Raw genomic sequence first — 26,459 nt, 5'->3', positions numbered from 1 at the left:
CTGACTCCCGCACCGCTGAGACGCTCGGGAGGCGATCAGTCGACTACATATAACTTTCGTCCCACCCTATCCATGTGTGATCCGTCTCACCGAATAGATTACACGACATACATGTCGTGTAATCTAATGGCATGACCACCTCAACCCTTGTTTTCGTCCCTTGTTTCTCCGGCGCCCCGTGGGAGCTCGAGCAGCTCACCCCGCTGGCCGGCCGTCCTATGCGCACGATGCGGTTGCCCGAAGCCGTGAACGACATGGAAACCTATGCCGACGCGGTCGCCGCCGACGTCGCGGATCTGGACGAGTTCGTGCTGGTCGGCGATTCCTTCGGCGCCAATGTCGCCCTGGCGCTTGCGGTTCGCCGACCCCGCGGCCTGCGGGCTTTGGTGTTGTCGGGTGGATTCGCGGCCAATCCCATTTCGTCGCCCGCTCTGAAGGCGGCCATGCGCGTGATGGGAAAGATGCGCGGGCCGCTCTATCGGCAGGTGGCGCTTCGTGCGCACGCCCACAATCTCGCCTCGCCGCATGACGGCGAAGGGCAGATTCCGTGGAGCGAAAGCCGCAGTCGCCAGCTCTTCCTGGAGCACACGCCCGCCTCCTCGTTCGGCGCTCGCGCGGTCGCGGCATTGAACGCCGACTACACCTCTCGCCTCGGTCAGGTCTCGGTGCCGACGTTGATCCTGACCCCTTCGCACGACGTGCTGATCGGCGAGGAGGCGGCGACAGTTCTGCGTGAAGGCATCCCGGATGCCCGTGAGGTCGTCTTGGACCGCACCGGACACATGTTCCGTTTCTCGCATCCGCGAACCTACGCGGCGACCATCGAGGATTTCCTCCAGGATGTCGGCCTCACCCGGCCGATCTCTACGCCGACACCGGCATGAGCCAGCAGTGCGCCGACCGCCGAAGCGGGGTCTGATCCCACCACTGAATGCCGTGTGATTCGATTACACGGCATCAATATCGGAGGGTGAAGGAGGCTTGCGATGCGGCCGGCCGAAGAGTTGCGCTACCTCGTGTTGGCCGTCCAGCGCGAAGGCAATCGAATCCTCGCTGCCGACCTGCGGCCATTGGGGCTGACTCCCTCCCAGGCCGAGGTTCTGCGGGTGCTGGCCGACCACCAACCGCTGACCCTGGCCGGTCTCGGCGAGCTGCTGGTCTGCGAGACCGGTGGAAGTCCCAGCCGACTGGTCGATCGCCTCGTCGCGATGGATCTCGTCCAGCGAGAATCCGCCGCGGACGACCGCCGACGGATCACCCTCTCGCTCACGTCGGCCGGAGAGCAGCTCTCCTCCCGCGTCGCCGAGGTCGAAGAGCGGTTGTACCGCACAATCGATGACCTCACCGACGGCAAACCCATGACCGACACACTCGCGCTACTCCGTGGTTTCGCCGACCGATTCCCCGCGGTCCAAGCCGTCGAACGTCGGGCACGCCATCGCGGCGACCGAGTCGGCACCGACGTGCGACAGCCATCCGAACCGCGCTGAGCAGGGAATTCCGCGTCACCCGCGCGGCAGGTGTATCGCGGTCGCGGACCTGCGCAGTTTGCCGGAGGAGGTCTTCGGCAGTGCGCCGGGGCCGAGCACCGCGACGGTGCGTGGCCGCACGCCCACCTCGGCGAAGACGGCGTGCACGATCTCGTGCTCGATGCGCTTGACCTCCTCGGGGTTCTGGTGGCTGTTGCTCTCCACCACGACGGCGAAGGTCTCGCGTTTGTGGCCTGCGTCCAAGCGCACCGCGACCGCGTTGCCGGCCCGGACGCCGGGCACTCGCATCGCCGCGCGCTCGATGTCGGTGGGATAGATGTTGCGGCCGCCCATGATGATCACGTCCTTGATCCGGCCGCACACCACGATCAGGCCTTGCTCGGTGAAGTAGCCGACATCGCCGGTGTCCAGCCAGCCGTCGGCGTCCTGGGCGGGGAGGAACCCGTCCGTCGTCACGTAGCCGGACGTGACGGCGGGGCCGCGCAATTCGATCACGCCCACCGACCGGGGCGGCAGCGGCTGGCGTTCGCTGTCCACGACCCGGCCCTCCAAATGATCGACCAGGTAGCCCAGCGTGGGCAACCTGCGGATGTTGGCCGGATGCCCGTGCTCTTCCGGTACCGGCACCGCCTTGCCCAGCGCCTCGAGCAGGTCGGCGTCGATCACGTCGACCACCTGTCCGTGGCCAGGGTCCGGGATGGCGACGGCGAGGGTGGTCTCGGCCATGCCGTAGACCGGGGTCAGCGCCATCGGGTTGAGCCCGAAGCGTTTTCCGGCCTCGGCCAACGCGTCCATGGTGTCGGGGTCCACCGGTTCCGCGCCGTTCCACATGTAGCGCACGCTGCTGAGGTCGAACGCGCCGTCGTCGGCCTGCCGCAGTCGGCGGGCCAGCAGCGAGTACGCGAAATTGGGCGCGGCGGTGACGGTTCCGCGGTACTTGCTGATCAGCTCCGCCCACAGCAGCGGCCTGGTCAGGAAGTCCAGCGGCGTCACGCACACCACTTCGGCGCCGAATTGCATGGGGACACTGAGGAATCCGACCATGCCCATGTCGTGGAACAACGGCAGCCAGCTGACCATCACGTCGCTGTCGAGCTGGAACTTCACCCGGTCGAACATCGCGTAGGCGTTGACGAAGAAGTTCGCGTGCGTGATCCGCACCGCCTTGGGTGACCCGGTGGAGCCGGAGGTCAACTGCTGCAAGGCGATATCGTCCTCGCCGGTGGGCACCGGGTCGATATCGGGACCGTCGGGCAACTGGTCGATGCGCACCACGGTGATGCCGCGTTCGCGCAACAACGGCTCGGCCGCCTCGAACGGCGCGCCGAGCACGACCGCGCGCGCCTCGATCATGGTCAGCACGGTCTCGGTGTCGCGGGCCCAGACCACCAGATCGGTGCGCGGGGTGGGTTGATGCAGCATGGTGATGGACGCGCCGCGCATCCAGATGGCCTGGCACGCCGGGGCGATGTCGACCGGCATGCCCGCGAGCACGCCGACGGCGTCACCGTGCCCGATGCCCGCTTCGGCCAACCCGCCCGCCATCCGCCGGGCGATGCGATGGATTTCCGCCCACGTACGCCGCAGCGGAGCAGCGGGCTCGCCGGTCACCAGACCCCGCTCGGAGGTTTGCGCCGTGGCATACATCTCGTCGGTGAACCTGCTCAAAGTCCAACTCCTCCGCGCCAAACAATCGGCCGGGAACCGGCCTCCCCCAACTATCACGCCATAGTGGCGCAGCGTTAACCCCATTTCCAGGGGCGCAGGTCAGGGACGCGAGGAAGCTGTCTGGAAGGTTGCCGCGTAGCGATCGACATACCGTCGGCCCGAGCGTGCGGCCAGTTCGCGCATCAGCTCGTCGGTGGCGGCGCGCACCATGTGGCGTTGGTCGGCGGGAGGGTAGTGCCGTGGCGTCCCGAAGTCGATACGCACACGGCCGAAGCGCAGCAGGCGGCTGCCGCGCGGGTTCACCCGGTCGGTGCCCGAAAGGGTCACCGGAACGACCGGCGCTCCGGTGGCCATGGCGACCCGCAGGGTGCCGGTGCGGCCGCGGTAGATCCGCCCGTCCGGTGAACGGGTGCCCTCCGGATGGATGGCCCAGACGCCGCCCGCCTCCAGGATGCGGGTTGCGGCGGCCAGTGCGTCCGCGGCCGCGCTGCCGCCCGTCCGGTCGACCGGTACCTGTCCGGACACCGAGTAGAACCACCGGTTGAATCGGCCCCGGATGCCCCGCCCGGTGAAGTACTCCTGCTTGGCGAGGAAAGTCACCCGCCGGGGTACTACCAGCGCGAGGTACAGCGAGTCGATCACGGCGAGGTGATTGGCCGCGATGATCACCGGCCCGGTGCGGGGAATGTTCTGCAGCCCTGTGACTTCTGGCCTGCCCAGCAGGCGCAGCACCGGACCGAGCAGGACGTATTTGAACAGCGGATACCACATGAGGACCTCCCGGAGACGAATGCGTAGACACTGTCTACCCGATGTCGTAGACAGTGTCTACCGACTGTGGTGCGGTCTTCCTGCGGTGGACGTAGACAATGTCTGCATGGCCGAGAGCGAGTCGCTGCGAGATCGCCTGATCGATGTCGGCGTCGACCTGCTCGAAGAGGTCGGCGCGGCGCAGTTGGGATTGCGCGCGATCACCCGGGCCGCGGGCGTCTCCCACGGTGCGCCGCGCCGGTACTTTCCGACCCACCGCGCACTGCTCGCCGCCATCGCGGCGCGTGGATTCGCCGATCTCCTGGACCGGTTCACGAACGTGGACGTCACCGCGTCGGCGCGCGACCGTCTCGCACGAATGAGCGCCGAGTACATCGAGTTCGCCGCGCGGCGGCCGGAGATGTTCACCCTGATGTTCCGGCACGATCTGCTCGAGGGGTCCGGCGAGAATCTGCGGTCGGTGACCTTGCCGCTTTTCACGCGGTTCACCGAGCTGGTCGGTGCCGCGGCGGCGTCGGACACCATCGATCCACGCGGCCGGGCGATCGCCCTGTGGACCAATCTGCACGGCATCGCCACCACGCAGGCCAATCGCAGCTTGCGCCTCGTCGAACCGGGCGGCGACGTCGGGGCAGTGCTGGCCAGGGCGCTCGAAGTGCACCTGGCGTGAAGATCGCCTGGCGCTTCCGGGGTCCTTGGTTCAGCTTCGGAGTTCGGCGACCGCGGCGACGAACCGGTCGAGTTCGTCGAAGCCGACGAAGCAGTGCGGCGAGGCGCGCACGACCGACGGGAGGCCACGGCCGGTCATGTCCAGCAGGGTGGAACTCGCGTGGCTGACCGTGACGGTGATGTCCTGCGCCAGCAGTTGGTCGCGCACCCGGACGGAGTCGACACCGTCGACGGTGAACGACACGATGCCGCTGTGCCGGATGCCCAGGTCGCGCACCGTCACGCCGGGAATCTCGGGCAGTGCCTTGCGCAGGTGTTCGGCGCGGGCCGCGATCGCGGCGTAGACGTCCTCCGGGCCGAGGTCGAGCAGGTACCGCACGGCCGCGCCCAGGCCGAGCCGACCCGCGACGTCGCATTCCCAGAACTCGAAGCGGCTGGCGTCGGGCGCGAGCCGGTAGTCGCTCGGGCCGGTCCATTCGGCGCTGTGCAGGTCGAGCCGGTCGGGTTCCATCGACCGCGCCAATTCCGGTCGCACATAGAGGAATCCGGTGCCGCGCGGGCCGCGCAGCCACTTGCGGCCGGTGGCCGACAGCGCGTCGACGCCGAGCTCGGCGACATCCAGGGGCAGCTGTCCCGCGGACTGGCAGGCGTCCAGCAGCACCAGCGCGCCGACCGAGTGCGCGATCCGGGTCGCTTCGGCGGCCGGGTTCACGAGGCCGCCGTTGGTCGGCACGTGCAACACCGAGACCAGCTTGACCCGTTCGTCGACCAGCGCGGCCAGCGCGTCGAGGTCGATCTGCCCGCTGCTGTCGCTGGGGATCTTCTCGACGGTCGCCCCGGTGGCGCGGGCGCGCTGTAGCGCGGCGATGGCGTTGCTGGCGTAGTCGGCCTCGGAGACCAGGATGCGATCGCCGGGAGACAGCGGCACCGAGTAGAAGAAATCCGCCCATGAGCGGGTGGCGCTGTCGCTGAGCGCGATGCTCGACGGATCGGCGTTGAGCATCTCGCCGATCGCCGTCTTGACGTCGGCGAGGTCGTCGAGCCGCTCGTTCGCGGCGCGGTAGCCACCGATCTCGGCTTCCCGCCGCAGATGCGCGATGACGGTGTCGGTGACCACCCGCGGCGGTAGCGACGACCCGGCGCTGTCGAGGAAAACGGGACCGGGTCCCGGCCCGGACGCGCATCCGGGAGTGTCGGCTCGTACGCGATCGTCATCCAGCATGCAGCCGACCTTAACGGGTCGATTGTTCGGCTTCATGTCGGTTTCTTGTCGGCCTTCGTGGCTACGCTGGATGGATCGCCGCGTGCGAAAGTCGGCCCAGGAGTGGAATACGACTTCAGGTGCGCGGCGCTAACCGAAGAGCATCAGGGACGCCCAGTGGAGGTTGGCATGGCGGTCACGCTCGACAGTCCCCAGACGGCCAGTTGTGCCACCGAGCAGGGGGAATTGTCCTCCCGCGCGGCGGCGGAAGCGTATATCGGCGGTGTCTGCTTCAAGCTGGGACCACCCGCCCTCATCGGCGCCGAACTCGAATGGCTCACGGTGCAGGGTGAGTATTCGGCGTCCGGCCCTTCGGCCGCTCCGCGTCCGCAGCTGACTGCCCTCGCGGACGCCCTCGGATCCTACGCACCACGGTCCATCGCCCCTGATTCACCGGCGCTCGCTCTGCCGGGAGGCAGCCGGGTCACGCTCGAGCCCGGTGGTCAGATCGAACTCTCCAGTGCCCCCTACGGCACCGCCGCGCAGCTGTGCGACCGGCTGCGCGAGGACGCCCGCCTGTTGCGGGAACTTCTCGAATCCAGGTCCATCCGCCCCGTTTCGGTCGCCGCGGACGCGGACCGCCGCCCCAAACGCCTGCTCCAGCTGCCGCGCTACCGCGCGATGGAGCGATCCTTCGGCGGTATCGGACCGTTCGGCAAGCTCATGATGTGCAATACCGCCGCCACCCAGGTCAGCGTCGACGCTGGCGCCGATCGTGCGGAGGCTACCGCGCGCTGGACCGCGCTGTACGCGATCGGTCCCGCCCTGCTCGCCGCCTTCGCCTGTTCACCCGTCCTGCGCGGCGCTCCGCCGGGAGCATGGGCGTCGCAGCGCATGCGGGCCTGGCTCCGCTTGGACAACGCCCGGACCCGCCCACCGGTGCTGGACTGGACCGACCCGGTCGCCGCGTACGGGAAATGGGCGCTGGACGTTCCACTGCTGTGCGTGCGCCGACCCGCCGACGCCGACGCGCCCGGTGACGGCCACCAGCATGGATGGTCCGCGCCGCCTGGCGCGACCTTCGCCGACTGGCTGTCCGGCGCGCTGGACGACGAAGTCGGCCGCCGCCCCGATACCGGAGATCTGGACTATCACCTGACCACGCTGTTCCCACCGGTGCGCGCCTCGGGCCACCTGGAGGTCCGCTACATCGACGCCCAGCCGGGCGACGGGTGGACCATCCCGGTGCACGTCATCGACGCGCTGCTGTCCAGCCCGGCGGTGGTCGCGGAGGCGACGTCGATCGCCGCGCCGCTCGCCGATCGCTGGGTCGACGCCGCCCGCTCCGGATTGGCCGACCAGGACATCCGGACGGCCGCGGTCGCGCTGCTGCGACTCGCCGCCGCGCACGCCCCGACGCAACAGGCGGCCCGTGCCGTCGAGTCCGCCGCCGAGCGATGTCGCAGTGGTCGCACTCCGACCGAAGACGACGCCGATCAGCACGAATCCCGGAGACGTTTCCCGTGACTACTTCGCACCCAGCCCCGACCGACCATTCCGGCATCGAACAGCTCCGCGACCGGATCGCCGACGTCCTCACCCGCGCGCGGCAGCGCACCCTCGCACTCACCGACTGTGTCGACGAAGCCGAGCTGGTAGCCCAGCATTCGCGCTTGATGAGCCCCCTGGTGTGGGATCTCGCGCACATCGGCAATCAGGAGGAACTCTGGCTCGTTCGCGACGTCGGCGGCCGCGAGCCGGTACGCGCCGACATCGACGAGCTCTACGACGCCTTCAAGCACGCCCGTGCCAACCGGCCCGGGCTGCCGCTGCTCGACCCCACGCAGGCCCGCGGCTACGTCGGCACGGTGCGCGACAAGATGTGGGATGTCCTGGAGCGCAGCGACTTGCGCGGCAGGCCACTGGTCGACGGCGGTTTCGCGTTCGGCATGATCGCCCAGCACGAGCAGCAGCACGACGAAACCATGCTCGCCACCCATCAGTTGCGCGCCGGAGCCGCCGTGCTCTCCGCGGCGGCCGCGCCGACCGCTTCGTCGACCGTCAGCGGCGAAATCGTCATCCCCGCAGGCGATTTCACCATGGGCACCTCGACCGACGCTTGGGCGCTGGACAACGAGCGCCCCGCCCATCAGGTGTGGGTGCCCGGCTTCGCGATCGATGCCGCGCCGGTGACCAACGAGCAGTACCTCGCCTTCGTCGACGACGGCGGCTACGAGCGCCCCGAACTCTGGTCCGAGCGCGGCTGGGCGCACCGCACCGAGGCGGGGCTGGTCGCGCCGCAGTTCTGGGAGCGCGATCCGTCCGGGCGCTGGTGGCGGCGGGTGTTCGGGGTGATGACCCCGCTGTGGCCGCGTCAGCCCGTCGTGCACGTGTGCTGGTTCGAGGCCGAGGCCTATGCGAACTGGGCGGGCAAGCGGCTGCCCACCGAAGCCGAATGGGAGAAGGCCGCCAGGTTCGACCCGGCGACCGGCGCGTCGCGCCGCTTCCCTTGGGGCGACGCCGATCCCGATGTCAGCACCGCGAACCTTGGGCAGCGTCACCTGGAACCCGCCGAGGTAGGCGCCTACCCGGCCGGTGCGTCTCCCGCGGGCGTGCACCAGCTGATCGGCGACGTCTGGGAATGGACCGCGTCCGGCTTCGAGGCATACCCGGGCTTCCGCGCCTTCCCGTACCGGGAGTACTCCGAAGTGTTCTTCGGCGGCGACTACCGCGTGCTGCGCGGCGGTTCCTTCGGCACCGATCCGGTCGCCTGCCGCGGCACCTTCCGCAACTGGGACCATCCCATCCGTCGCCAGATCTTCGCCGGTTTCCGCTTGGCACGCGATCTGCGACCGGGAGAAGGCGAGTGAACCGATCTCGTCATGGTGCCGGTGCGCAGCGCACCGCTCGAGGTGGCAGGCTCGGCGATGTGTAGACATCTGGGCTATATCGGCCCTCCGGTGCGCGTCGGCGAGATGCTGACGCTCGGATCGCATTCGCTGCGCACCCAGTCCTGGGCTCCGAAAGACATGCGCCGCGGCGGCACCATCAACGCCGACGGCTTCGGCGTCGCCTGGTGGCACACCGTGCAGGACGTGGTCACCGTCAGCCGGTACCGCAACGCCGCGCCGATCTGGACCGATCCGGCGGTGGAGGAAGTGCTGCCGCAGCTGGAATCGTCCGCGATGCTCGGCGCGGTGCGGTCGGCGACGGTCGGCATGCCGGTCGAGCGCTCGGCGTGCGCGCCGTTCACCCGGGATCGCTGGGCCTTCAGCCACAACGGCGTGGTGCCGGACTGGCGCCGCACCCTGACCGCGGTGGCCGCCGAGTTCGCCCTCATCGCGGCCGAACTCGGCGCCGAGGAACTGTTCACCGCGGCGCGCCTGCTGGAGGCGGAGTCCGCCACCGACACCGCGACGCTGTGGGTGCTGCTGTGCGATCTGCTGGCCACCACCTCGCCGGACGGCGAGTGGTCCGCGGCCCCGGCGGCGTTGCGGCTGCTCGTTTCCGCGATTCTCGACCGCGCGCCGGAGGCACGCCTGAATTTCCTGCTCTCCGACGGGGCGCAACTGTGGGCGACCACCTGCCACCACTCGTTGTCGGCGCTGGTCACCGACAGCTTCGCGATCCTGTCCTCCGAACCGTTCGACGACGACCCCCGCTGGCAGTCGATTCCGGACCGCAGCCTGGTGACCGCACGACCCGGTGCGCTGTCCGTCGACGCCCTCCTCTGACCGAAAGGCCCCTGCCATGACCGCAGCGATCCTGGACATCCACCTCACCGACGACGACCTCACCGCTGCTCTGCGCGCGGATGCCCGGTCGGGACTGACCGCGGACCCCAAGTGGCTGCCACCCAAATGGTTCTACGACGCCAGGGGCAGCGAGCTGTTCGAGCGGATCACCGAGCTGCCCGAGTACTACCCGACGCGCACCGAGCGGGCGTTACTGGAGCGAGTGGTCGGCGAGATCGCCCGCGCGGCGCAGGCCGAGGTGCTCGTCGAACTCGGCGCGGGTTCGGCGGCAAAGACCCGGCTGCTGCTCACCGCGCTGAGCGCGGAGGGGCCGCTGAAGACCTATGTGCCGCAAGATGTTTCCTCGGCGGCACTGCGCACCACGGCGGACGAGGTCGCCACCGAGTTCCCCGAGCTGGCCGTGCACGGTGTGGTCAGCGATTTCACCGACACGTTGCAGAACCTGCCGCGCGGTGGCCGCCGGATGATCGCCTTCCTGGGCGGCACCATCGGCAATCTGGTCCCCGAGGAGCGTGCCGAGTTCCTGGGCAGGATTCACGACGTGCTCGAGCCCGGCGAGCACGTGCTGCTCGGCGCAGGGCTGGTCATCGACCCGGCGGTGCTGGTGCCCGCCTATGACGACGCGGCGGGAGTCACCGCCGAGTTCAACCGAAACGTGTTGCAGGTGCTGAACTCGCGCTTGCGCGCCGACTTCGCACCGGAGAAGTTCCGGCACGTGGCGGTCTGGGATCCGGTGCGGGAGTGGATCGAGATGCGGCTGGAGGCGAGCGAGGACATGACCGTCACGGTCGCCGACCTCGACCTCACCGTCCGCTTCGCCCGCGGCGAGCAGCTGCGGACCGAGATCTCGGCGAAGTTCCGGGTCGAGCGCCTCGACGCCGAACTCGCCGCCGCGGGTTTCGCCACGCGGAACGTGTGGACCGATCCGGATGAGCGATTCGCCCTTGTGCTCGCCGAACGCCGCTGATCGTCTGCCGATGCGCCCGCCGATGCGGGCGTCGCTGACCTGGGCGGCTGCCTCCTCGTCCACGACGACGGCAGCCACCCCAGCGTGTTCGAGATGAGCGGCCGCGAACGCAGGAACGCGGTCGCGCTCCGCTCGTCCTCCAGGCACACGTCAGCGCCGCAGTGCGGTACCGGACGTATCGGGGGCTACGCCGCGAGGGGTCTTGGCCGTCGGGCACGGACGTGTGGATGCGCGGTCGGCGGCACTACGACGGTGCGCCGCCGACCACCGCGGCCAGCCACTCGATCAGCGGTCGCATCGTCTCCCAGGCGGCACGGACCTCCTTCGCCGCACGGGGCGTCTCCAGCCAGGCGGGCGCCCCGAATTCCTTCCCGCACGTGAGGGATTTGTGCCGGAGCAGATCGATGCGCGGGTGGTCGGCGTCGTAGCCCTTGGGCTTGGTCTTCAGCTGCTCGCCGCCAATGGTGAAGCCCGCCGCGGTCAGTTTCGCGAGAATCTTCACCAGCTCGGGTCCGCGCACATCGTCATGGATGGTGGCGCGCAACTGCGCGAGCTGAGCGGGAGACCCCTGGTAGAAGCCGCCGCCGACGAACAAGCCCCCGGCGTTGATCTGGACGTACCAACCGACGCCGGGGGCGGCGCGCACCACGGCGCCCTGAGCGGTCTTGTACGGCGACTTGTCCTTGGCGAATCGCACGTCCCGATACGGGCGGAAGATCTTGGCGGGGCCGAAGTCCGGCTCCAGCTCGGTGACCAGTGCGGTCATCGGCTGTTTCACCGCCCGGTCGTAGATCTCCTTGTTCGCCGTCCAGAAGGCCTTGGAGTTGTCGGCCTCCAGGTCTTCGTAGAAATCCAGTCCGGCCAGCGGGAAGCCCGCGAATCCGGTCATGAGCGTGCCTCTACTGCCAACCGGGCCACACCGAATCGACGCATACCGGAAATCTACGTCGTCAGGTCTCCGCCGAACACGACGAACCCGACGATGAAGCCGATCACCATCCCGGCGCCCGACGCGATCGCGGCCCACTTCCCGAGCGATTCGCCCTTGTTGTGCCCGATCACGCCCAGCACGATCCCGGCAGGGCCGAACAGAATCGGGCAGAACAGCACCGCCGTCACCGCGCAGACGAACCCGATGATCGAGTACACCTGGCTACCGGTCTGGCGGGGCGGAGTGGCATAGGGTTCATATCCCTGCTGCGGGTAGGACGGGTAGCCGTACTGCGGCGGCTGCGGTCCTGCGGGGGGATAGTTGTACGCGCCCCCCGGCGGGTACTGGGATGGACCGCTCGGCGGGTACGGCTGCTGAACGTCGTACGGCGACTGTCCGGCCGGAGGGTACTCGCCTGAGGGGTATGGCGGCTGCTCGCCCGAGGGGTATGGCGGCTGCTCGCCGTGCGGGTACTGCGGGTGACCGCCCGACCCGAACCGCGCTTGATCATCCTGCGTGAACCGCTTCGTCGACTCGTCGGCCGGGGGTTGCGGCGCGGAGCCGGACAGCGGGGTTTCCGGCGGCTGCTCCGGCGAGGCGGGTTCGGCGCCCCACGATTGCTGACCGGTCTCGCCGTTGGCGCCCCATGGCTGGGGTTCGGCCGGTTGACCGCTGGGTTCCGCGCCCCACTGCCCACCCAAGGGGCCTGCGGGCGGCGTTCCGGTGGGCTGCCACCAGTCTCCCGGGTGGGCTTGGGCCGGTCCCGGCTCGCCTTCAGGTTGCCGCTCGGCGGCCTCCGGTTGCTTTCCGGCGGATTCGTCGCCTCGCGCCGACGAGGGAGTCTCGCCGGTCGGCGCGGATTCGCCGCCGGTCGCGTCCCCGGTGTGCTCAGACGACGCCGACGGGCCCTCGGCGTCGTCCGTGGGTTCCGGATCCTTCGGCGTGCTCATCGCACCCTCCTCGTATCGTCCCGGTCACGCCACCTATGCCTACCACGGCGAACTTGTCGTCATACCCGATTGCGCCGGTGCGGCGTGCCGTGCCGGGCACGTCTCAGAGGTCCTCGTCGCTGACGATCTCGATCGCGGCCACCTCGGCGGACCGGTCGTCGGCCTCCTCCTCTTCGGCGCGGCCGTTGCTCTGCGTCCACTCCTGGTCGAGCTCGTCACCGATGCCGAGCCTGCCGTCGTCCTCGCTCTCGTGGTAGCGGATGGTCAGGTCGTCGGGCGGATCCTCGATGTTGCGCTGGTACTCGCGGATCTCGTACTCCTGGTCGTCGTCCCCCATCTCGGTTCCCAACGGGTCACGGTCCATACCACCAGTATTGCTCCTCCGCCTCTCCGCGTCTTCAGGCCGTACCAGTTGGGGGCGCTGGATTTGCGTTCAGGTCCTGCGTCGGGTGCCGCTCAGGTTCTGGGTGTACCCGACGAGTTACCCATGTCCGTACGAGATCAGTTGTTGCGTTGGACGTAGTCAGATGTCGAAAACGGCGGCCCGGACCGGAGTCCGAGCCGCCGTTTCGCGGAGTATTCCTATGCGTTGCCGTTGAACAAGCCGGTGACGGAGCCGTTTTCGAAGACCTCGCGGATGGTGCGGGCCAGCAGTGGCGCGATGGACAGCACGGTCAGCTGCGGGAATTTCTTCTCCTCGCTGATCGGCAGCGTGTTCGTCACCACGACCTCCTTGGCGCCGCAGCTGGCGAGGCGCTCGGCGGCGGGCGGGCTCAGCACGCCATGGGTCGCGGCGATGACCACGTCACCGGCACCGGCCTGCTGGAGCACCTTGACCGCGCCCGCGATGGTGCCACCGGTGTCGATCATGTCGTCGATCAGGATGCAGGTGCGGCCCTCGACCTCGCCGACCACGCGGTTGGACTTCACCTGGTTGGGCACCAGTGGGTCGCGGGTCTTGTGGATGAACGCCAGCGGCGAGCCGCCCAGCGAGTCGGCCCACTTCTCGGCGACGCGCACGCGGCCGGAATCGGGGGAGACCACGGTGATGTGCTCGAGGCTGTAGTTGTTGCGGATGTACTCCGCCAGCTGCAGCTGGGCGTGCATGTGGTCGACCGGGCCGTCGAAGAAGCCCTGGATCTGGTCGGTGTGCAGGTCGACGGTGATGATCCGGTCCGCGCCCGCGGTCTTCAGCAGGTCGGCGACCAGCCGGGCCGAGATCGGCTCCCGGCCGCGGTGCTTCTTGTCCTGGCGGGCGTACGGGTAGAACGGCAGCACCGCGGTGATCCGCTTGGCCGAGCCGCGCTTGAGCGCGTCGATCATGATGAGCTGCTCCATCAGCCACTGGTTCAGCGGCGCGGGGAAGCTCTGCAGGACGAAGGCGTCCGATCCGCGGACCGACTCCTCGAATCGGACGAAGATCTCGCCATTGGCGAAGTCGCGGGCGACCTGCGGCGTGACGTGGACGTCGAGTTCCTTGGCGACCTGCTCGGCCAGCTCAGGATGAGCGCGTCCCGAGAAGAGCATCAGGTTCTTCTGGTTGTCGATCCATGACGCGGTCACTGCTACTTGCCATCCTTTTGCTCGATTGCCTGACCCGACATCTCTTTGGCCGCGATGGCTTCCGCCGCCGCGCGCGCCGCGTCCGTCCCTGGACGGTGTCGCTGCACCCAGCCCTCGATGTTCTTCTGCGGTCCACCGGACACCGCTAGAGCCCCGGGCGGAACGTTTCTGCGCAGTACAGTACCCGCCGCCGTATAGGCGCCGTCACCCACCGTCACGGGCGCGACGAACATCGTGTCGCTGCCGGTGCGCACGTGCGAGCCGACCACGGTGTGGTGCTTGCTCACCCCGTCGTAGTTGACGAAAACGCTCGACGCGCCGATGTTGCTGTGCTCGCCGATGGTGGCGTCGCCGACGTAGGTCAGATGCGGCACCTTGGAATGCGCGCCGATGGAGGCGTTCTTGGTCTCCACGAACGCGCCCAGCTTGCCCGTGTCGCCGACCACCGTCCCTGGGCGCAAGTAGCTGAACGGGCCGATCGTCGCGTTGGGCCCGATGGTCGCGCCGTCACCGTGCGTGCGGACCACCTTGGCGCCGTCGCCGACCACGACGTCGGTGAGCGTGCTGTCCGGGCCGACCTCGGCGTCCTCGCCGATCACCGTGTTGCCGAGCAGCTGCACGCCCGGCCGCAGCACCGCGTCCCTGCCGATCCGCACACCGGCGTCCACCCAGGTGGAGGCCGGGTCCATGATCGTGACACCCGCGCGCATGTGCCGCTCCAGGATGTACCGGTTGAGCGTGCGCGCCGCAGCGGCCAGCTGCACCCGGTCGTTCACCCCGGTGACCTTGGCCGCGTCGACCAGGCGGGCGCCGTGCACCGGGTGACCGGCCTCGCGGGCCAGGCGCAGCACGTCGGTCAGGTACAGCTCGTGCTGTGCGTTGGCGGTGGACAGCCTGCTGATCATGGTGCGCAGCACCGCGGCGTCGAACGCGTACACGCCGGAGTTGACCTCGGTGATCGCGGTCTGCTCCGGGGTGGCGTCGGCGTGCTCGACGATCTCGGCCAGCTGGCCGTCCGCGTCGCGCACGATCCGGCCGTAGCCGTTGGGGTCCTCCGGCACGAAGGTCAGCACCGTGACCGCGGGACGTTCGGCGTAGCTGCGGTGCTCGTCGAGCAGCGCGGCGAGCGTGTGCCCGTCCAGCAACGGCACGTCGGCGGAGGTGACCAGGACGTCGCCGGTGAAGCCGACCGGCAGGGCGGCCAGTGCGCACTGCACCGCGTGTCCGGTGCCGAGCTGCTGCTCCTGCACGGCCGGGGTGATCTCGCGGCCCAGATCGTCGGCCACCGCGGCCACCGCCGCGCCGACTTGTTCCCGGTCGTGGCCCACCACGGTGATGAGGTATGCGGGGTCGATCTCGTTCGCCGCATGCAGCGCGTGCGCGAGCATGCTCCGACCGGCCAGCGAATGCAGTACCTTGGGGGTCTTCGACCGCATTCGCGTTCCGGCACCGGCTGCGAGAACGACGACGGCGGTCTGCTGTGGCATGGATCTCCCTCGGCTGCCTGTCCTCGTGCTGGGCTGTGCGTCGTACTTGGTCAGCGATGTGCGGGCCAACGATAGTCGTTCGTGCTGTCGAGCTCCGCCGCCAGGACTCGAACCTGAACTCTCTGAACCAAAATCAGATGTGCTGCCATTACACCACGGCGGATTGCCACACCGGCGGTTCGGTAAACCCCCGCCGCTGTGCCACGGCACGGGATGAATCCTCGCATACTCTCCCGCCTCCCCGCGAATTCTTCGCGAGGGATCGGCTGGTGGGTCGCTGATCGAGGGTCGATCGGGGGCGTTGCCGAGCGGTCTGGAAAAGTTGTACCCGAACATCGGTGCCGTGCGTCGGAGCCTTCCCGACGTGACGGCTGATTTCGTACGAACATGGGTAACTCACCGGGTACGCCCAGAACTCGACGAGCACCCGACGCAGGACCTGTACGCAGCTCCTGCGCCACCCAACTTGTACGGCCTGAAGGCCCGGAGAGGCGGAACCGTGTCAGTGTCTTCGGGTGAGCCGCATCGGGTGCCCCGGCCGCGGATGACCGGCACCCAGCGGCGCCAGCAGTTGATCGAGATCGGTCGCGCGCTGTTCGCCGAACGCGGGTACGACGCGACCTCGATCGAGGAGATCGCGCAACGCGCCCAGGTCTCCAAACCCGTGGTGTACGAACACTTCGGCGGCAAAGAGGGGTTGTACGCGGTCGTGGTCGATCGCGAGATGTCGATGCTGCTGGACATGATCACGTCCTCGCTCACCCAGAACCGCTCCCGGATCCGGCTGGAGAAGGTCGCGCTGGCGCTGCTGACCTACATCGAAGAACGGACCGACGGGTTTCGAATTCTGGTGCGCGATCAGCCCGCCGCCGCCGCTGAAGGCAGGTACTCCAGTTTGCTCAACGAGGCGGTCAATCAGGTGGCGCACATTCTGGCGACCGATTTCGAGCGTCGCGGGTTCGATCCGAGCCTGTCCACCCTGTACGCGCAGGCGCTCGTCGGCCAGGTCGCCACCGCCGCGACCTGGTGGCTGGACGAGCGCAAACCGTCGAAAGAGGTGGTGGCGGCGCATCTGGTGAACCTGTGCTGGAACGGCCTGAGCCATCTCGAAGCCGATCCGCGACTGAGCTCGGAATGGCCTGCGGGGGCCGGGGAGTGACCCGGATTGTTAACCAGCGAATTGCGCGGTAGGTCTGGCCGTATGCGCGAATTGGCTGCTGGGCGCGCTCCTGGTGGTACGGTTCACCCATCCTCTGGGTGCTGTTCGGGCGGTAAGTCGGTCAACTTCGGGATGTCGGTCTACTTCAGGATGGCTGGTTTTGGGATGACAGGCGGATCTGATGGCTAGGCAAGCGCGCGCGGAGATCACCCGCGATTCCGTCCTGGCAGGCGCTGCCGATGTCTTTCTGCGCTTGGGATATGCGAACGCGAGCCTGAGCGAGATCATCGCGCAGTCCAATGTGACCAAGGGCGCCTTGTACTTTCACTTCGGCTCGAAGGAAGAGCTGGCCCGCGCCGTGGTCGACCAGGGCAACGAGAGACTCATCAGCTCGTGTCAGGGCTTCTTCGATCCCCGGGTGCCCGCGCTGGAAGCGTGCATCGGGATCACCTATGTCGTCGCCGATCTATCGATGAACGACCCGATGGTCGGCGCCATGCTCAAGCTGACCCACCAGATCGGCGACTACCGGGGCGCTCAGGGCGACAACATCGCCAAGACCTGGGGCGACACCTACCGGCTGCTCGCCGAACGGGCGATCGCCCAGGGCGACCTGCTCCCCGATCTGGACGCCGAGGTCATCGGCCTGCTCTTGCAGGAGATGGCCGCCGGTGTGCACATCATCGCGGTCGGCACCGAGTCGATCGACCAGATGGCGGTGCGGATGGAGCGCGCTTGGTACTTCCTGCTCCCCGCCCTCGTTCCACCCGAAAAGCTCTCGTACTTCAGGGAATTCGCGGCCAGACGATTGCGGCGCTACGTGCCGTAACTTTGGCAGCGGCTTCGCCGCTGCGTGTTCGCGGCCCTCTTGTGGCTCGCGTCCGAGCGACCGCCGCTGGCGACTTCGTCGCGGACGCGACGGCCACTCGGACGCGAGCCGGGCCGCGAACGGGGAATGTCAGGTCTCGCCGCGCTCGAAAGCGGTGGTCGGGCCGGTGTGGTTTCGTTCGGCGGCAACCGCCGTACCCGTATGTGACGCTGGATGACGGCTGCTACCTCGTCGCTACCGTGCCGGAGGCGGTCGAAGGCGCGTGGCCCGGGCGCGCGGTGGTCCTGGAGTTCCCGGACCTGGATCGGATCCGGGAGTGCTACCACTCTCCCCCGAGTACCTGGCGGCGCGGGAGGTGCGCAGGTCCGGGGTCGAGGTCCGGATGATCTTCGCCGACTGCGCGCGGGGTAGGTCCGCAGCGGGAACGAGCACAGCCACTTACTAGACTCGGTTGGCTGCTCGAACCGCCCGTCTGCGCTCAGGAGTCGTCGATGTCCACCCACCGCCCGCCGTTGGCGGGACTGGCCGCCGCGGCCGGTGCCGATACCTCGCTACGGACCGTCGCGGAGCTGATCGGCACCTCGTCGGTCGAGTTGGTGGCGCCGTCGGCGGTGCGGCCGTTCGTCGCGGCCACCATCGCGGCGAGCAAACCGCTGGTGGTGGTCACCGCGACGGGTCGAGAGGCCGACGATCTGACCGTCGAGCTGGAGGAGATGCTCGGTCCGGCGGTCGCGCAGTTCCCGTCCTGGGAGACGCTGCCGCACGAGCGGCTCTCGCCCGGCGCGGACACCGTGGGGCGCAGGCTGGAGGTGCTGCGCCGGATCGCGCACCCGGACGATCCGCATTTCCCCGCCCCGCTGCGGGTGGTGGTGACCACCGTGCGGTCGTTGATGCAGCCGATGGCGGGCGGACTCGGCGATATCGAGCCGATCGTGCTGCGCGTCGGCGTGGAGCTGGACTTCGACGAATTGCTCACGCGCCTGGTGGAATTCGCTTACACGCGGGTCGACATGGTGGGCAAGCGCGGCGAGTTCGCGGTGCGCGGCGGCATCCTGGACGTCTTCCCGCCCACCGCGGACCACCCGGTGCGCGTCGAGTTCTGGGGCGACGAGATCACCGAATTGCGGCCGTTCGCCGTGGCCGACCAGCGCTCGCTGCCGGACGTCGCGGTGGACGTGGTCGTCGCGCCGCCGTGCCGGGAACTGCTGCTCACCGACGCCGTGCGCGAGCGCGCCGCCGAGGTGGCCGTCGCCAACGCGGCCGACGCGGCGCTGGTCGAGATGCTGGAGAAACTGGCCCAGGGCGTCCCGGTGGACGGCATGGAGGCGCTGTTGCCGGTGCTGCAACCGGGGCAGCTGCGCCTGCTCACCGAAGTGCTGCCCGAGGGCACGCACGTGCTGCTGTGCGATCCGGAGAAGATCCGCACCCGCGCGGCCGACCTGGTGCGCACCGGCGAGGAATTCCTGGAGGCCTCCTGGACGGCGGCCTCGTTCGGCGGCGCCGCCCCGCTCGGCGGGCACGGTCTGGACCTGGCCGCCTCGGCCTACCGCCCGCTGCCGGAGATCCACGCCAGCGCCGACCGGGAGGGGCTGCCCTGGTGGACGCTGAGCCCGCTCGCGTCCGGCGACTCGTCCGAGGTCGTGCTGCCGGTGCTGCCCGGCCCGGCCGCGCGTGGATCCGACGAGCTGGTGGCTACCCTCTTCGCCTCGCTGCGCGCGCACGTGTCCACCGGCGGCAAGGCCGTCGTGGTCGTCGCGGGGCACGGTACCGCGCAGCGCATCCTGGAACGGCTCGCCGATGCCGATGTCCCCGCCGCCGCGCTGGAGACGGGCGCCGAGCCGAACGAAGGCGTGGTGGGCGTGCTGTGCGGTTCGCTGCACGACGGCTTGGTGTTCGAGAACGCCGGGTTGGTGGTCGTCGCGGAGTCCGACCTCACTGGCAACCGGGTCACCGCGCCGACCGAGGGCAAGCGGATGCCCGCCAAGCGCCGCAACCAGGTCGACCCGCTCGCGCTCAGCGCGGGCGACATGGTGGTGCACGACCAGCACGGCATCGGCAAGTTCGTCGAGATGATCGAGCGCACCGTCGGCGGCGCCCGCCGCGAGTACTTGGTGATCGAGTACGCGCCGAGCAAACGCGGCCAGCCCGGCGACCGGTTGTTCGTCCCGATGGAATCGCTCGACCAGCTCTCCCGCTACGTCGGCGGCGAGATGCCGAGCTTGTCCAAGCTCGGCGGTTCGGACTGGGCGAATACGAAACGCAAGGCGCGCAAGGCCGTTCGCGAGATCGCGGGTGAGCTGGTGCAGCTGTATGCCGCCAGGCAGGCCGCGCCGGGTCACGCCTTCGGGCCGGACACGCCATGGCAGCAGGAGATGGAGGACGCGTTCGCGTTCACCGAGACCGTCGACCAGATGACCGCCATCGCCGAGGTGAAGGCGGATATGGAGAAGCCGGTCCCGATGGACCGGGTGGTCTGCGGCGACGTCGGCTACGGCAAGACCGAGATCGCCGTGCGCGCGGCGTTCAAGGCGGTGCAGGACGGCAAGCAGGTCGTCGTGCTGGTGCCCACCACGCTGCTCGCGCAGCAGCATTTGCAGACCTTCACCGAGCGGGTGGCGGGCTTCCCGATCACCGTGAAGGGACTGTCTCGATTCACCGATCCCGCCGAGGCCCGCGCCGTGCTGGAGGGCATGGCCGACGGCAGCGTCGACATCGTGGTCGGCACGCACCGGCTGTTGCAGACCGGCGTGCGCTGGAAGGACCTCGGCCTCGTCGTGGTCGACGAGGAGCAGCGGTTCGGCGTCGAGCACAAGGAGCACATCAAGGCGCTGCGCACGCACGTCGACGTGCTCACCATGTCGGCGACCCCGATTCCGCGCACCCTGGAGATGAGCCTGGCCGGTATCCGCGAGATGTCGACCATCCTCACGCCGCCGGAGGAGCGTCACCCGGTGCTCACCTATGTCGGCGCCTACAACGAGAAGCAGGTCACCGCGGCCATCCGCCGCGAGCTGCTGCGCGACGGCCAGGTGTTCTACGTGCACAACCGGGTGTCGTCGATCGACAAGGCGGCCAAGCGGATTCGGGATCTGGTGCCGGAGGCGCGCGTGGTCGTCGCGCACGGCCAGATGAACGAGGACGCGCTGGAGTCCACCGTGCAGGGCTTCTGGCAGCGCGAGTACGACGTGCTGGTGTGCACCACGATCATCGAGACCGGCCTGGACATCTCCAACGCCAACACGCTGATCGTGGAACGCGCCGACGCGCTGGGGCTTTCGCAGCTGCACCAGCTGCGCGGCCGGGTGGGACGCAGCCGGGAGCGCGGGTACGCCTACTTCCTGTACCCGCCGGAGAAGCCGCTCACCGAGACCGCCTACGACCGCTTGGCCACCATCTCGCAGAACTCCGATCTGGGCGCTGGCATGGCGGTCGCGATGAAGGACCTGGAGATCCGCGGCGCGGGCAATGTGCTGGGCGCCGAACAGTCCGGCCATGTCGCGGGCGTGGGCTTCGATCTCTACGTCCGCCTGGTGGGCGAGGCGGTCGAGGCGTATCGTGCCGCGGCCGACGGCAAGCCGATCACCAGTCAGGAAGTCAAGGAGGTGCGCATCGACCTGCCCGTCGACGCGCACATCCCGCCCGACTACATCGGCAGCGATCGGCTTCGTCTGGAGGCGTACCGCAAACTGGCCGCGGCACAGGACGATCCGGCCCTGGCGCTGGTCGTCGAGGAACTCGTCGACCGTTACGGCCCGCTGCCGGTGGAGGTCGGCCGCCTGGTCTCGGTGGCCAAGCTTCGACTGCTCGCCCGCGAGTACGAGGTCACCGAAATCGCGGTCACCGGAACGACGTTGAAGATCTCGCCGCTGCACCTGCCCGATTCCAAGCAGTTGCGTCTCAAGCGGCTCTACCCGAGCGCCGGATACCGCGCCGCGTCCGGGGTGGTGCAGCTACCGCTGCCGCGCGTCGAGGACAGCGTCGGCGCCGAGCGGGTGCGCGACATCGTCCTGCTCCAGTTCGTCGCGGACCTGCTGCTGGCCTTGGACGGAAAGGCGCAGGGCGCGGTCGACCTCACCGTCGCCGCCGAAATGGCGCCCCGATGAACTCGGCCGATCGCGACGAACCCGCCCTGCGCGCGGGGGAGCGAGCGGATGGCCCGCGCACCGACACGGCGCTGGTGGCGGCGGGGCTGGCCGAAGCCGTGGAGGTCATGGACCGCCTCTGGCATTTCGGCGGCTGGGAGGTCACCCAAACCCACGACTCCCTGCGCCCGTACCTGCTCGAAGAAACCTACGAACTGCTCGACGCCATCCAGAACGACGACGCCGAGACGATCAAGGAAGAACTCGGCGACCTCCTGCTCCAGGTCCTCTTCCATTCCAGGATCGCTCAAGCCGCAGGCGAATTCACCGTCGACGACGTCGCCGCCGCCCTGGTCGCCAAACTGGTCAACCGCAGCCCGCACCTCGCCGACTCCGCGATCGACCCCGCCGCCTCGGTGGAGGAGAAGATCGCCGCCCAGGAACGCGCCTGGGAAGAACGCAAATCCGCCGAAAAATCCCGCCGCTCCTGCCTGGACGGCATAGCCATGGCCCAACCCGCCCTCGCACTCGCCGAAAAGATCATCTCCCGCGCCACCAAAGCGGGCCTCCCCGCCGATCTGATCCCCGAATCCCTCCGCGTGGTCCACCTCGGCGGCCCGGAAAGCGCCGAGGAACGCCTTCGCAAAGCAACCCTCGCCTTCGCTGCCGCCATCCGGGCGGCCGAGGAGGCTGCGGAAAAGGCCCGGGGTCAACGTCTTTTGCTAACCGACCAGGATTGGCGCAGATACTGGCCGTGCTGATCGTGCGGCCGGACTCGCACCGGAGCGTACAACCGCCGCGCCCCAGCCGATGTCGGCCAAGGACGTGTTGTGGATGCGCGGCCACGCACCCGCATACGCGGAACATCAGGCGGTCGTAAAAACCTGCAACGTTCGTTGCCGGGGTGGGCACGCGGGCCCAATAATTCCTTGGAACATTGAAGATCGCATGGTCTTCAGCGGGTTCGCGACGCGGCGGCGATTCGACGCGACTCGCTATTTTGCGGCTCGGTGAGAGGACTTCACGGACTGATGAGGACCAGACCGGCTGTACTCACCTTGTTGCTCGTATTGCTGGTGGCGGTGACGGCATGCGGGTTGACATCGGGGCCGAACTCCACGGCGTTGACGATCTACACCGCGCGCCCGAAGGCGATCGCGCGGAGTGTCGTGGATGCCTTCGAGGCGGTGAATCCCGAATACCGGGGCCGGGTTCGGATTCTCACCCTCGGGGCGAGCGAGGTGGTGCATCGCGTTCGTGCGGAGACGCATCGCCCGCAGGCGGATGTGTGGTGGGGAGGCACGTCGCAACAGTTCGCGCAAGGGGTGCGGGCCGGTGTGCTGACGGCGGCTCGCCAGGACGTCGCCGCGCGGGTTCCGCAACAGTACCGGGGACCGGACGATTTGTGGCTGGCTGAGATGCGAACGGCCGAGATCATTTTCTACAACAGCATGATGCTCACCGCGGACCAGGCGCCGAAGGACTGGAATGACCTGATCACGCCGGATATGCAAGGAAGACTACTGATTCGCGACGTCGCGGCGTCGGGGACGATGCGTAGTGTCATCGCCGCGCTGATCGCGCGGTCCGGCGACCCCGAGGACGGGTACGCATACCTGCGCGCTCTGGACCGCAACACCAAGGACTATGTCGCCAATCCCAGCGATCTGTATCTGCGGATCCAGCGCCAGGAAGCGCCGGTCAGCATCTGGAATCTGCAGGACGTGCTGATCCAGCGCGGTATGGGAGCACCGCTGACGGTCGTGATGCCGGCGTCGGGTGCTCCGATGCTGCCCGACGGTGTCGGCAAGATCAAGGATGGTCCGCACGGTGCGGCCGCGGATGTGTTCATGGATTTCCTGCTCCGTCCTGACACACAACAGATGTTGTCGGACAGTTTCTTTCAGCTTTCCACAGTCGCATTGCCGAGGGAGCCGGCGTGGCTGACCGAAATGCGGCTGCGTGAGATGCCGGTCGACTGGACGAGGGTGAGCCGCGAGGAGGCCGGATGGGTCGACTATTGGGTGCAGAACATCAAGAACCGTGGCTGACCAGACCGCTCGATTGGATCTGACGGAGTATCCATGACGTCGATAACGCTCGACCGTGTGCGCAAGAGATACAGCGCCACAACTGATATCAGGATGGACACAACTATCCATGCCGGCGAGATGTTCACCCTGCTCGGCCCGTCAGGGTGCGGAAAGTCGACGCTATTGCGGATGATCGCGGGCTTCGTCGCCCCGACCAGCGGACGAATCCTGTTCGGCGACAAGGACGTCACCGCAACGCCGCCGAACCGCCGCGACACCGGGATGGTATTCCAGAACTATGCCCTGTTCCCGCACATGACCGTCGCCGAGAACGTCGCCTACGGCCTGCGGGCTCGCAAGGTGGACCGCAAGACCCGGAGCGAGCGGGTTCGGCAGGCTCTCGGCCAGGTCGGTCTGGCCGGTTACGGTGACCGCCGCATCGACCGGCTCTCCGGGGGACAACAGCAGCGCGTCGCACTGGCCCGAGCGGTGGTCATCGGCCCTGCGGTGCTGCTACTGGACGAGCCGCTGTCGAATCTGGACGCGAAGCTTCGGGAGGAGACCCGAACGCAGATCCGGCGGGTCCAGACCGAGGCCGGTATCACCGCGGTATACGTCACGCACGATCAGGCCGAGGCGATGGCGATGAGCGATCGCATAGTCGTGCTCGATGCGGGCCGGGTCCATCAGATCGGCACGCCACACGCGGTCTACCACTGCCCGGCAACGGCGTTCGTCGCGAGGTTCATCGGGCGCAGCAACGTCGTGCCGGTCACCGTGGTGGATGTCGCGGATCAGGCGGTGCGGGTGGCGCTCGGCGACGGAGCATCCTTGACCGCTCCGACCCCGGATTTCGAGCCCGTGGTCGGGGATGAGCTGGCACTGTCGCTGCGGCCGGAGGCATTGGGGTTCACCACACCCGAGGACGGGTTGTGCAAAGGGCGTGTTTCCGCGATCGAGTTCACCGGCGCGACAAGCACATACACCGTGGTTTCGGAGAACCTCACCTTGCAGGTCACCGTGCCGGACAGCGCCGCGGGGCCGCGAAACGGGGACAATGTGTCCGTCGGCATCACCTCCGGACGTCCCTGGCTGATCCGGCCGTGACCACGACATCCGCGCCCGTCGAGCGCTCCCGGCCGATACCATCTCGGCGACGACGGCTGCCCGCCGGTTCCAGCGACCGGTTCGTCTACGTACTCGCCGCACCCGTGCTCGCGATCCTTGTGTTCCTCGTCGTGATCCCGATGGCCCACACCGCGGTCGCCAGTATCGGCGGCGACGGCGCCGCCGTGAATTACGGTAGCTTTCGCACCGGAGCATCGGGCACCGCTCTGCTGCTATCGGTGGGCATCTCGCTGGGATCGGTGCTCGGCTGCGGCGTCGTCGGCACCGCGCTGGCGATCTTGCTCACGCGCTTCGACTTCCCCGGCCGCCGGATCCTGGAGACCATCGCCCTGCTGCCGATGGCGCTGCCTCCGCTGATCGGCGCGGTGTCGTTCGTACTGCTCTACAGCGAAACCGGCATCGTTGCTCGCACCCTGTCACACTGGTTCGGCGCCGATCCCGCCGCCGTATCGGTGAACGGCGTCGCCGGCGTGCTTCTGGTGCACGTCTTCACCATGTACCCGTTCTTCTATCTACCCGTCGCGGCGGGTCTGGCCGGAATGGACTCCTCGCTCGAATCGGCCGCCTACAACTTGGGCGCAAATCGAACCCTGGTGTGGCGCACGGTTATTCTGCCGATGCTCACCCCCGCGCTGGTCTCCGGCACGCTGTTGACGTTCATGATCTCGATGGCGTCGTTCACCGCGCCGCAGCTCTACAACGTGCAGACCCTCACCATGCAGATCATCGCCACGAAGACCGTTGGCAACCAGGAACTGGCCGCGACCCAAGCGACCGTACTCGCGATGGTCTCGATCCTCTTCCTGGTCTCGATGAAGTGGTACCAGAGTCGCCGGGTGCACCGCAGCCTCTCCAAGGGCGTGCAGCGCGATCGCGTCGTCGGCCACGGTCCGATCCGCTGGCTCGCCGGGGCCGGTTCGGCGGGGCTCGCGATCCTGCTCATGGCCCCGGTGATCACCGTCGTGCTGGTGTCGTTCTCCGTCGACGGTTCGTGGACTACGCAGATCCTGCCGCCGGACTACACGTTGGGCAACTATGCGGCCTTGATCACCGATCCGGGCAGCCTCCTGCCGATTTCGGTCAGTGTCCAGATGAGTGTCCTCGCGACGCTGGGCGCGATCGTGCTCGGTGTCGCCGGCGCCTACGTCGTCGCTCGCTGGCGTGGGCCGGGACGCAATGCGGTCGACTTCATGATCATGCTGCCGTGGGCGCTGCCCGGCACCATCGTCGGCATCAACCTGGTGACCGCGTTCAACCAGCCGCAGCCGTCCAACCTCGGAGTATCCCTGGTCGGCACGCTGTGGATCCTGCCGATCGCCTATCTCGTCCGGTTCGTGCCGCTGGTCTTCCGTTCGACCGGTGCCGCGCTCGAGACCGTCGACCCGTCGCTGGAAGAGGCCGCGCGCAACCTGGGCGCCGGCTCGTGGAGGGCGCTGCGCACCGTCACCATCCCGTTGATCTCGAAGGGAGTCATCGGCGGCGCCCTGTTGGCCTTCGTCGACGGCGTCGGTGAGTACGTCGCTTCGGTCGTGATCTATCCGGCCAGCTATCCGCCGCTGTCGGTCGAGATCTACAACCGCATCTACTCCTCCGAGTTCGGCACCGCCGCCGCGTACGGGACGCTGCAGGTCGCAATGATTCTTACCGTGCTGGTCATCGACAACGCCTTGCGGCGCGGCCACCGCCGAGTCGAATCCACGGCTACCGGAACGGTCGCCTGACGCGAAAGATCACGATGAAGAAGCGATTCACTGCCGGCAGGGTAGGGGTGACCGG

At 68.3% G+C, this 26,459-nt stretch carries 23 protein-coding genes and 1 tRNA gene; 15 read left to right on the top strand and 9 right to left on the bottom strand.

Annotation, left to right across the window (positions count from 1 at the left end; all coding sequences use genetic code 11):
• Positions 1–131: 131 nt before the first annotated feature.
• Both ON34_RS22665 and ON34_RS22660 read left to right on the top strand, forming a co-directional pair.
• Positions 132–884: an alpha/beta fold hydrolase gene (locus ON34_RS22665; RefSeq protein ID WP_040782639.1), complete on the top strand. Its 753-nt coding sequence runs from the start codon at positions 132–134 to the stop codon at positions 882–884.
• A gap of 102 nt (positions 885–986) precedes the next feature.
• Positions 987–1,490: a MarR family winged helix-turn-helix transcriptional regulator gene (locus ON34_RS22660; RefSeq protein ID WP_051022987.1), complete on the top strand. Its 504-nt coding sequence runs from the start codon at positions 987–989 to the stop codon at positions 1,488–1,490.
• Between the two features lie 15 nt (positions 1,491–1,505).
• On the opposite strand, the gene ON34_RS22655 is transcribed toward ON34_RS22660, so the two are convergent.
• Positions 1,506–3,158, bottom strand: a complete 1,653-nt coding sequence (locus ON34_RS22655; protein WP_040782637.1) for a fatty acyl-AMP ligase — start codon at positions 3,156–3,158, stop codon at positions 1,506–1,508.
• A 99-nt stretch (positions 3,159–3,257) separates the two neighbouring features.
• Entirely contained in the window at positions 3,258–3,929 is a 672-nt protein-coding gene (locus ON34_RS22650) for a lysophospholipid acyltransferase family protein (protein WP_040782635.1), read from the bottom strand.
• 106 nt (positions 3,930–4,035) lie between these two features.
• Between ON34_RS22650 and ON34_RS22645 the strand changes: the two genes are divergently transcribed.
• On the top strand, positions 4,036–4,599 hold the full coding sequence (locus ON34_RS22645; protein WP_040782863.1) for a TetR/AcrR family transcriptional regulator: 564 nt from the start codon (positions 4,036–4,038) through the stop codon (positions 4,597–4,599).
• Between the two features lie 30 nt (positions 4,600–4,629).
• Here the strand turns inward: ON34_RS22645 and ON34_RS22640 are convergent, their stop codons facing one another.
• Positions 4,630–5,820: an aminotransferase class V-fold PLP-dependent enzyme gene (locus ON34_RS22640; RefSeq protein WP_040782632.1), complete on the bottom strand. Its 1,191-nt coding sequence runs from the start codon at positions 5,818–5,820 to the stop codon at positions 4,630–4,632.
• A gap of 168 nt (positions 5,821–5,988) precedes the next feature.
• On the opposite strand from ON34_RS22640, the gene egtA reads away from it, so the two are divergent.
• Genes egtA through egtD form a run of 4 tightly spaced genes read left to right on the top strand, consistent with a single transcriptional unit; the run spans position 5,989 to position 10,521 of the window.
• On the top strand, positions 5,989–7,326 hold the full coding sequence (egtA, locus tag ON34_RS22635; RefSeq protein WP_040782629.1) for an ergothioneine biosynthesis glutamate--cysteine ligase EgtA: 1,338 nt from the start codon (positions 5,989–5,991) through the stop codon (positions 7,324–7,326).
• Positions 7,323–8,669, top strand: coding sequence for an ergothioneine biosynthesis protein EgtB (egtB, locus tag ON34_RS22630; RefSeq protein WP_245548145.1), 1,347 nt, complete (start codon positions 7,323–7,325; stop codon positions 8,667–8,669). Before egtA ends, egtB begins: the two co-directional genes overlap by 4 nt.
• A gap of 57 nt (positions 8,670–8,726) precedes the next feature.
• Positions 8,727–9,533, top strand: coding sequence for an ergothioneine biosynthesis protein EgtC (gene egtC / locus ON34_RS22625; protein WP_040782859.1), 807 nt, complete (start codon positions 8,727–8,729; stop codon positions 9,531–9,533).
• Positions 9,534–9,549: 16 nt separating this feature from the next.
• Entirely contained in the window at positions 9,550–10,521 is a 972-nt protein-coding gene (egtD, locus tag ON34_RS22620) for an L-histidine N(alpha)-methyltransferase (protein WP_040782628.1), read from the top strand.
• A gap of 244 nt (positions 10,522–10,765) precedes the next feature.
• On the opposite strand, the gene ON34_RS22615 is transcribed toward egtD, so the two are convergent.
• The 6 genes from ON34_RS22615 to ON34_RS22590 all read right to left on the bottom strand — a co-directional run bounded on the left by ON34_RS22615 (position 10,766) and on the right by ON34_RS22590 (position 15,615).
• The gene (locus ON34_RS22615) at positions 10,766–11,410 is read right to left on the bottom strand and encodes a DUF2461 domain-containing protein (protein ID WP_040782626.1); all 645 of its coding nucleotides are present in this window, start codon (positions 11,408–11,410) and stop codon (positions 10,766–10,768) included.
• 53 nt (positions 11,411–11,463) lie between these two features.
• On the bottom strand, positions 11,464–12,402 hold the full coding sequence (locus ON34_RS35600) for a hypothetical protein (RefSeq protein ID WP_040782619.1): 939 nt from the start codon (positions 12,400–12,402) through the stop codon (positions 11,464–11,466).
• A gap of 103 nt (positions 12,403–12,505) precedes the next feature.
• Complete coding sequence (locus ON34_RS22605; protein ID WP_040782617.1) at positions 12,506–12,766, bottom strand: hypothetical protein; 261 nt, start codon at positions 12,764–12,766, stop codon at positions 12,506–12,508.
• Between the two features lie 218 nt (positions 12,767–12,984).
• Positions 12,985–13,965 carry a ribose-phosphate diphosphokinase gene (locus ON34_RS22600; protein WP_040782615.1) on the bottom strand — a complete coding sequence of 327 codons (981 nt, stop codon included), beginning with the start codon at positions 13,963–13,965 and terminating at the stop codon, positions 12,985–12,987.
• A 2-nt stretch (positions 13,966–13,967) separates the two neighbouring features.
• Entirely contained in the window at positions 13,968–15,452 is a 1,485-nt protein-coding gene (gene glmU / locus ON34_RS22595) for a bifunctional UDP-N-acetylglucosamine diphosphorylase/glucosamine-1-phosphate N-acetyltransferase GlmU (RefSeq protein ID WP_040782614.1), read from the bottom strand.
• A 92-nt stretch (positions 15,453–15,544) separates the two neighbouring features.
• Positions 15,545–15,615, bottom strand: a tRNA-Gln gene (locus ON34_RS22590).
• Positions 15,616–15,996: 381 nt separating this feature from the next.
• Between ON34_RS22590 and ON34_RS22585 the strand changes: the two genes are divergently transcribed.
• The 8 genes from ON34_RS22585 to ON34_RS22555 all read left to right on the top strand — a co-directional run bounded on the left by ON34_RS22585 (position 15,997) and on the right by ON34_RS22555 (position 26,404).
• On the top strand, positions 15,997–16,611 hold the full coding sequence (locus tag ON34_RS22585; protein WP_040782612.1) for a TetR/AcrR family transcriptional regulator: 615 nt from the start codon (positions 15,997–15,999) through the stop codon (positions 16,609–16,611).
• A 181-nt stretch (positions 16,612–16,792) separates the two neighbouring features.
• Positions 16,793–17,440, top strand: coding sequence for a TetR family transcriptional regulator (locus ON34_RS22580; RefSeq protein ID WP_040782610.1), 648 nt, complete (start codon positions 16,793–16,795; stop codon positions 17,438–17,440).
• Positions 17,441–17,481: 41 nt separating this feature from the next.
• Positions 17,482–17,826: a DUF1330 domain-containing protein gene (locus tag ON34_RS38330; RefSeq protein ID WP_306303650.1), complete on the top strand. Its 345-nt coding sequence runs from the start codon at positions 17,482–17,484 to the stop codon at positions 17,824–17,826.
• A gap of 105 nt (positions 17,827–17,931) precedes the next feature.
• Positions 17,932–21,543, top strand: coding sequence for a transcription-repair coupling factor (gene mfd / locus ON34_RS22575; RefSeq protein ID WP_040782608.1), 3,612 nt, complete (start codon positions 17,932–17,934; stop codon positions 21,541–21,543).
• Positions 21,540–22,283 carry a nucleoside triphosphate pyrophosphohydrolase gene (locus tag ON34_RS22570; protein WP_085997127.1) on the top strand — a complete coding sequence of 248 codons (744 nt, stop codon included), beginning with the start codon at positions 21,540–21,542 and terminating at the stop codon, positions 22,281–22,283. The genes mfd and ON34_RS22570 overlap by 4 nt, the downstream gene beginning before the upstream one ends.
• A 363-nt stretch (positions 22,284–22,646) precedes the next feature.
• Positions 22,647–23,573, top strand: a complete 927-nt coding sequence (locus tag ON34_RS22565; protein ID WP_245548144.1) for an extracellular solute-binding protein — start codon at positions 22,647–22,649, stop codon at positions 23,571–23,573.
• Positions 23,574–23,666: 93 nt separating this feature from the next.
• Positions 23,667–24,662: an ABC transporter ATP-binding protein gene (locus ON34_RS22560; protein WP_245548143.1), complete on the top strand. Its 996-nt coding sequence runs from the start codon at positions 23,667–23,669 to the stop codon at positions 24,660–24,662.
• Positions 24,659–26,404, top strand: coding sequence for an ABC transporter permease (locus ON34_RS22555; RefSeq protein ID WP_051022986.1), 1,746 nt, complete (start codon positions 24,659–24,661; stop codon positions 26,402–26,404). The genes ON34_RS22560 and ON34_RS22555 overlap by 4 nt, the downstream gene beginning before the upstream one ends.
• Positions 26,405–26,459: the final 55 nt, after the last annotated feature.

The sequence above is a fragment of the Nocardia pneumoniae NBRC 100136 genome, assembly GCF_000308755.1.
Classification (GTDB): Bacteria; Actinomycetota; Actinomycetes; order Mycobacteriales; family Mycobacteriaceae; genus Nocardia; species Nocardia pneumoniae.
This window is presented reverse-complemented; position numbering and strand designations above follow the sequence as displayed.

Excerpts from the sequence above, each read along its gene's own strand:
- ON34_RS22665 (WP_040782639.1), top strand. The coding sequence starts at position 132 with ATGACCACCTCAACCCTTGTTTTCGTCCCTTGTTTCTCCGGCGCCCCG.
- ON34_RS22660 (WP_051022987.1), top strand. The coding sequence starts at position 987 with ATGCGGCCGGCCGAAGAGTTGCGCTACCTCGTGTTGGCCGTCCAGCGC.
- ON34_RS22650 (WP_040782635.1), bottom strand. The coding sequence starts at position 3,929 with ATGTGGTATCCGCTGTTCAAATACGTCCTGCTCGGTCCGGTGCTGCGC.
- ON34_RS22645 (WP_040782863.1), top strand. The coding sequence starts at position 4,036 with ATGGCCGAGAGCGAGTCGCTGCGAGATCGCCTGATCGATGTCGGCGTC.
- ON34_RS22640 (WP_040782632.1), bottom strand. The coding sequence starts at position 5,820 with ATGCTGGATGACGATCGCGTACGAGCCGACACTCCCGGATGCGCGTCC.
- egtA (WP_040782629.1), top strand. The coding sequence starts at position 5,989 with ATGGCGGTCACGCTCGACAGTCCCCAGACGGCCAGTTGTGCCACCGAG.
- egtC (WP_040782859.1), top strand. The coding sequence starts at position 8,727 with ATGTGTAGACATCTGGGCTATATCGGCCCTCCGGTGCGCGTCGGCGAG.
- egtD (WP_040782628.1), top strand. The coding sequence starts at position 9,550 with ATGACCGCAGCGATCCTGGACATCCACCTCACCGACGACGACCTCACC.
- ON34_RS22615 (WP_040782626.1), bottom strand. The coding sequence starts at position 11,410 with ATGACCGGATTCGCGGGCTTCCCGCTGGCCGGACTGGATTTCTACGAA.
- ON34_RS35600 (WP_040782619.1), bottom strand. The coding sequence starts at position 12,402 with ATGAGCACGCCGAAGGATCCGGAACCCACGGACGACGCCGAGGGCCCG.
- ON34_RS22605 (WP_040782617.1), bottom strand. The coding sequence starts at position 12,766 with ATGGACCGTGACCCGTTGGGAACCGAGATGGGGGACGACGACCAGGAG.
- glmU (WP_040782614.1), bottom strand. The coding sequence starts at position 15,452 with ATGCCACAGCAGACCGCCGTCGTCGTTCTCGCAGCCGGTGCCGGAACG.
- ON34_RS22585 (WP_040782612.1), top strand. The coding sequence starts at position 15,997 with ATGACCGGCACCCAGCGGCGCCAGCAGTTGATCGAGATCGGTCGCGCG.
- ON34_RS22580 (WP_040782610.1), top strand. The coding sequence starts at position 16,793 with ATGGCTAGGCAAGCGCGCGCGGAGATCACCCGCGATTCCGTCCTGGCA.
- mfd (WP_040782608.1), top strand. The coding sequence starts at position 17,932 with ATGTCCACCCACCGCCCGCCGTTGGCGGGACTGGCCGCCGCGGCCGGT.
- ON34_RS22570 (WP_085997127.1), top strand. The coding sequence starts at position 21,540 with ATGAACTCGGCCGATCGCGACGAACCCGCCCTGCGCGCGGGGGAGCGA.
- ON34_RS22560 (WP_245548143.1), top strand. The coding sequence starts at position 23,667 with ATGGACACAACTATCCATGCCGGCGAGATGTTCACCCTGCTCGGCCCG.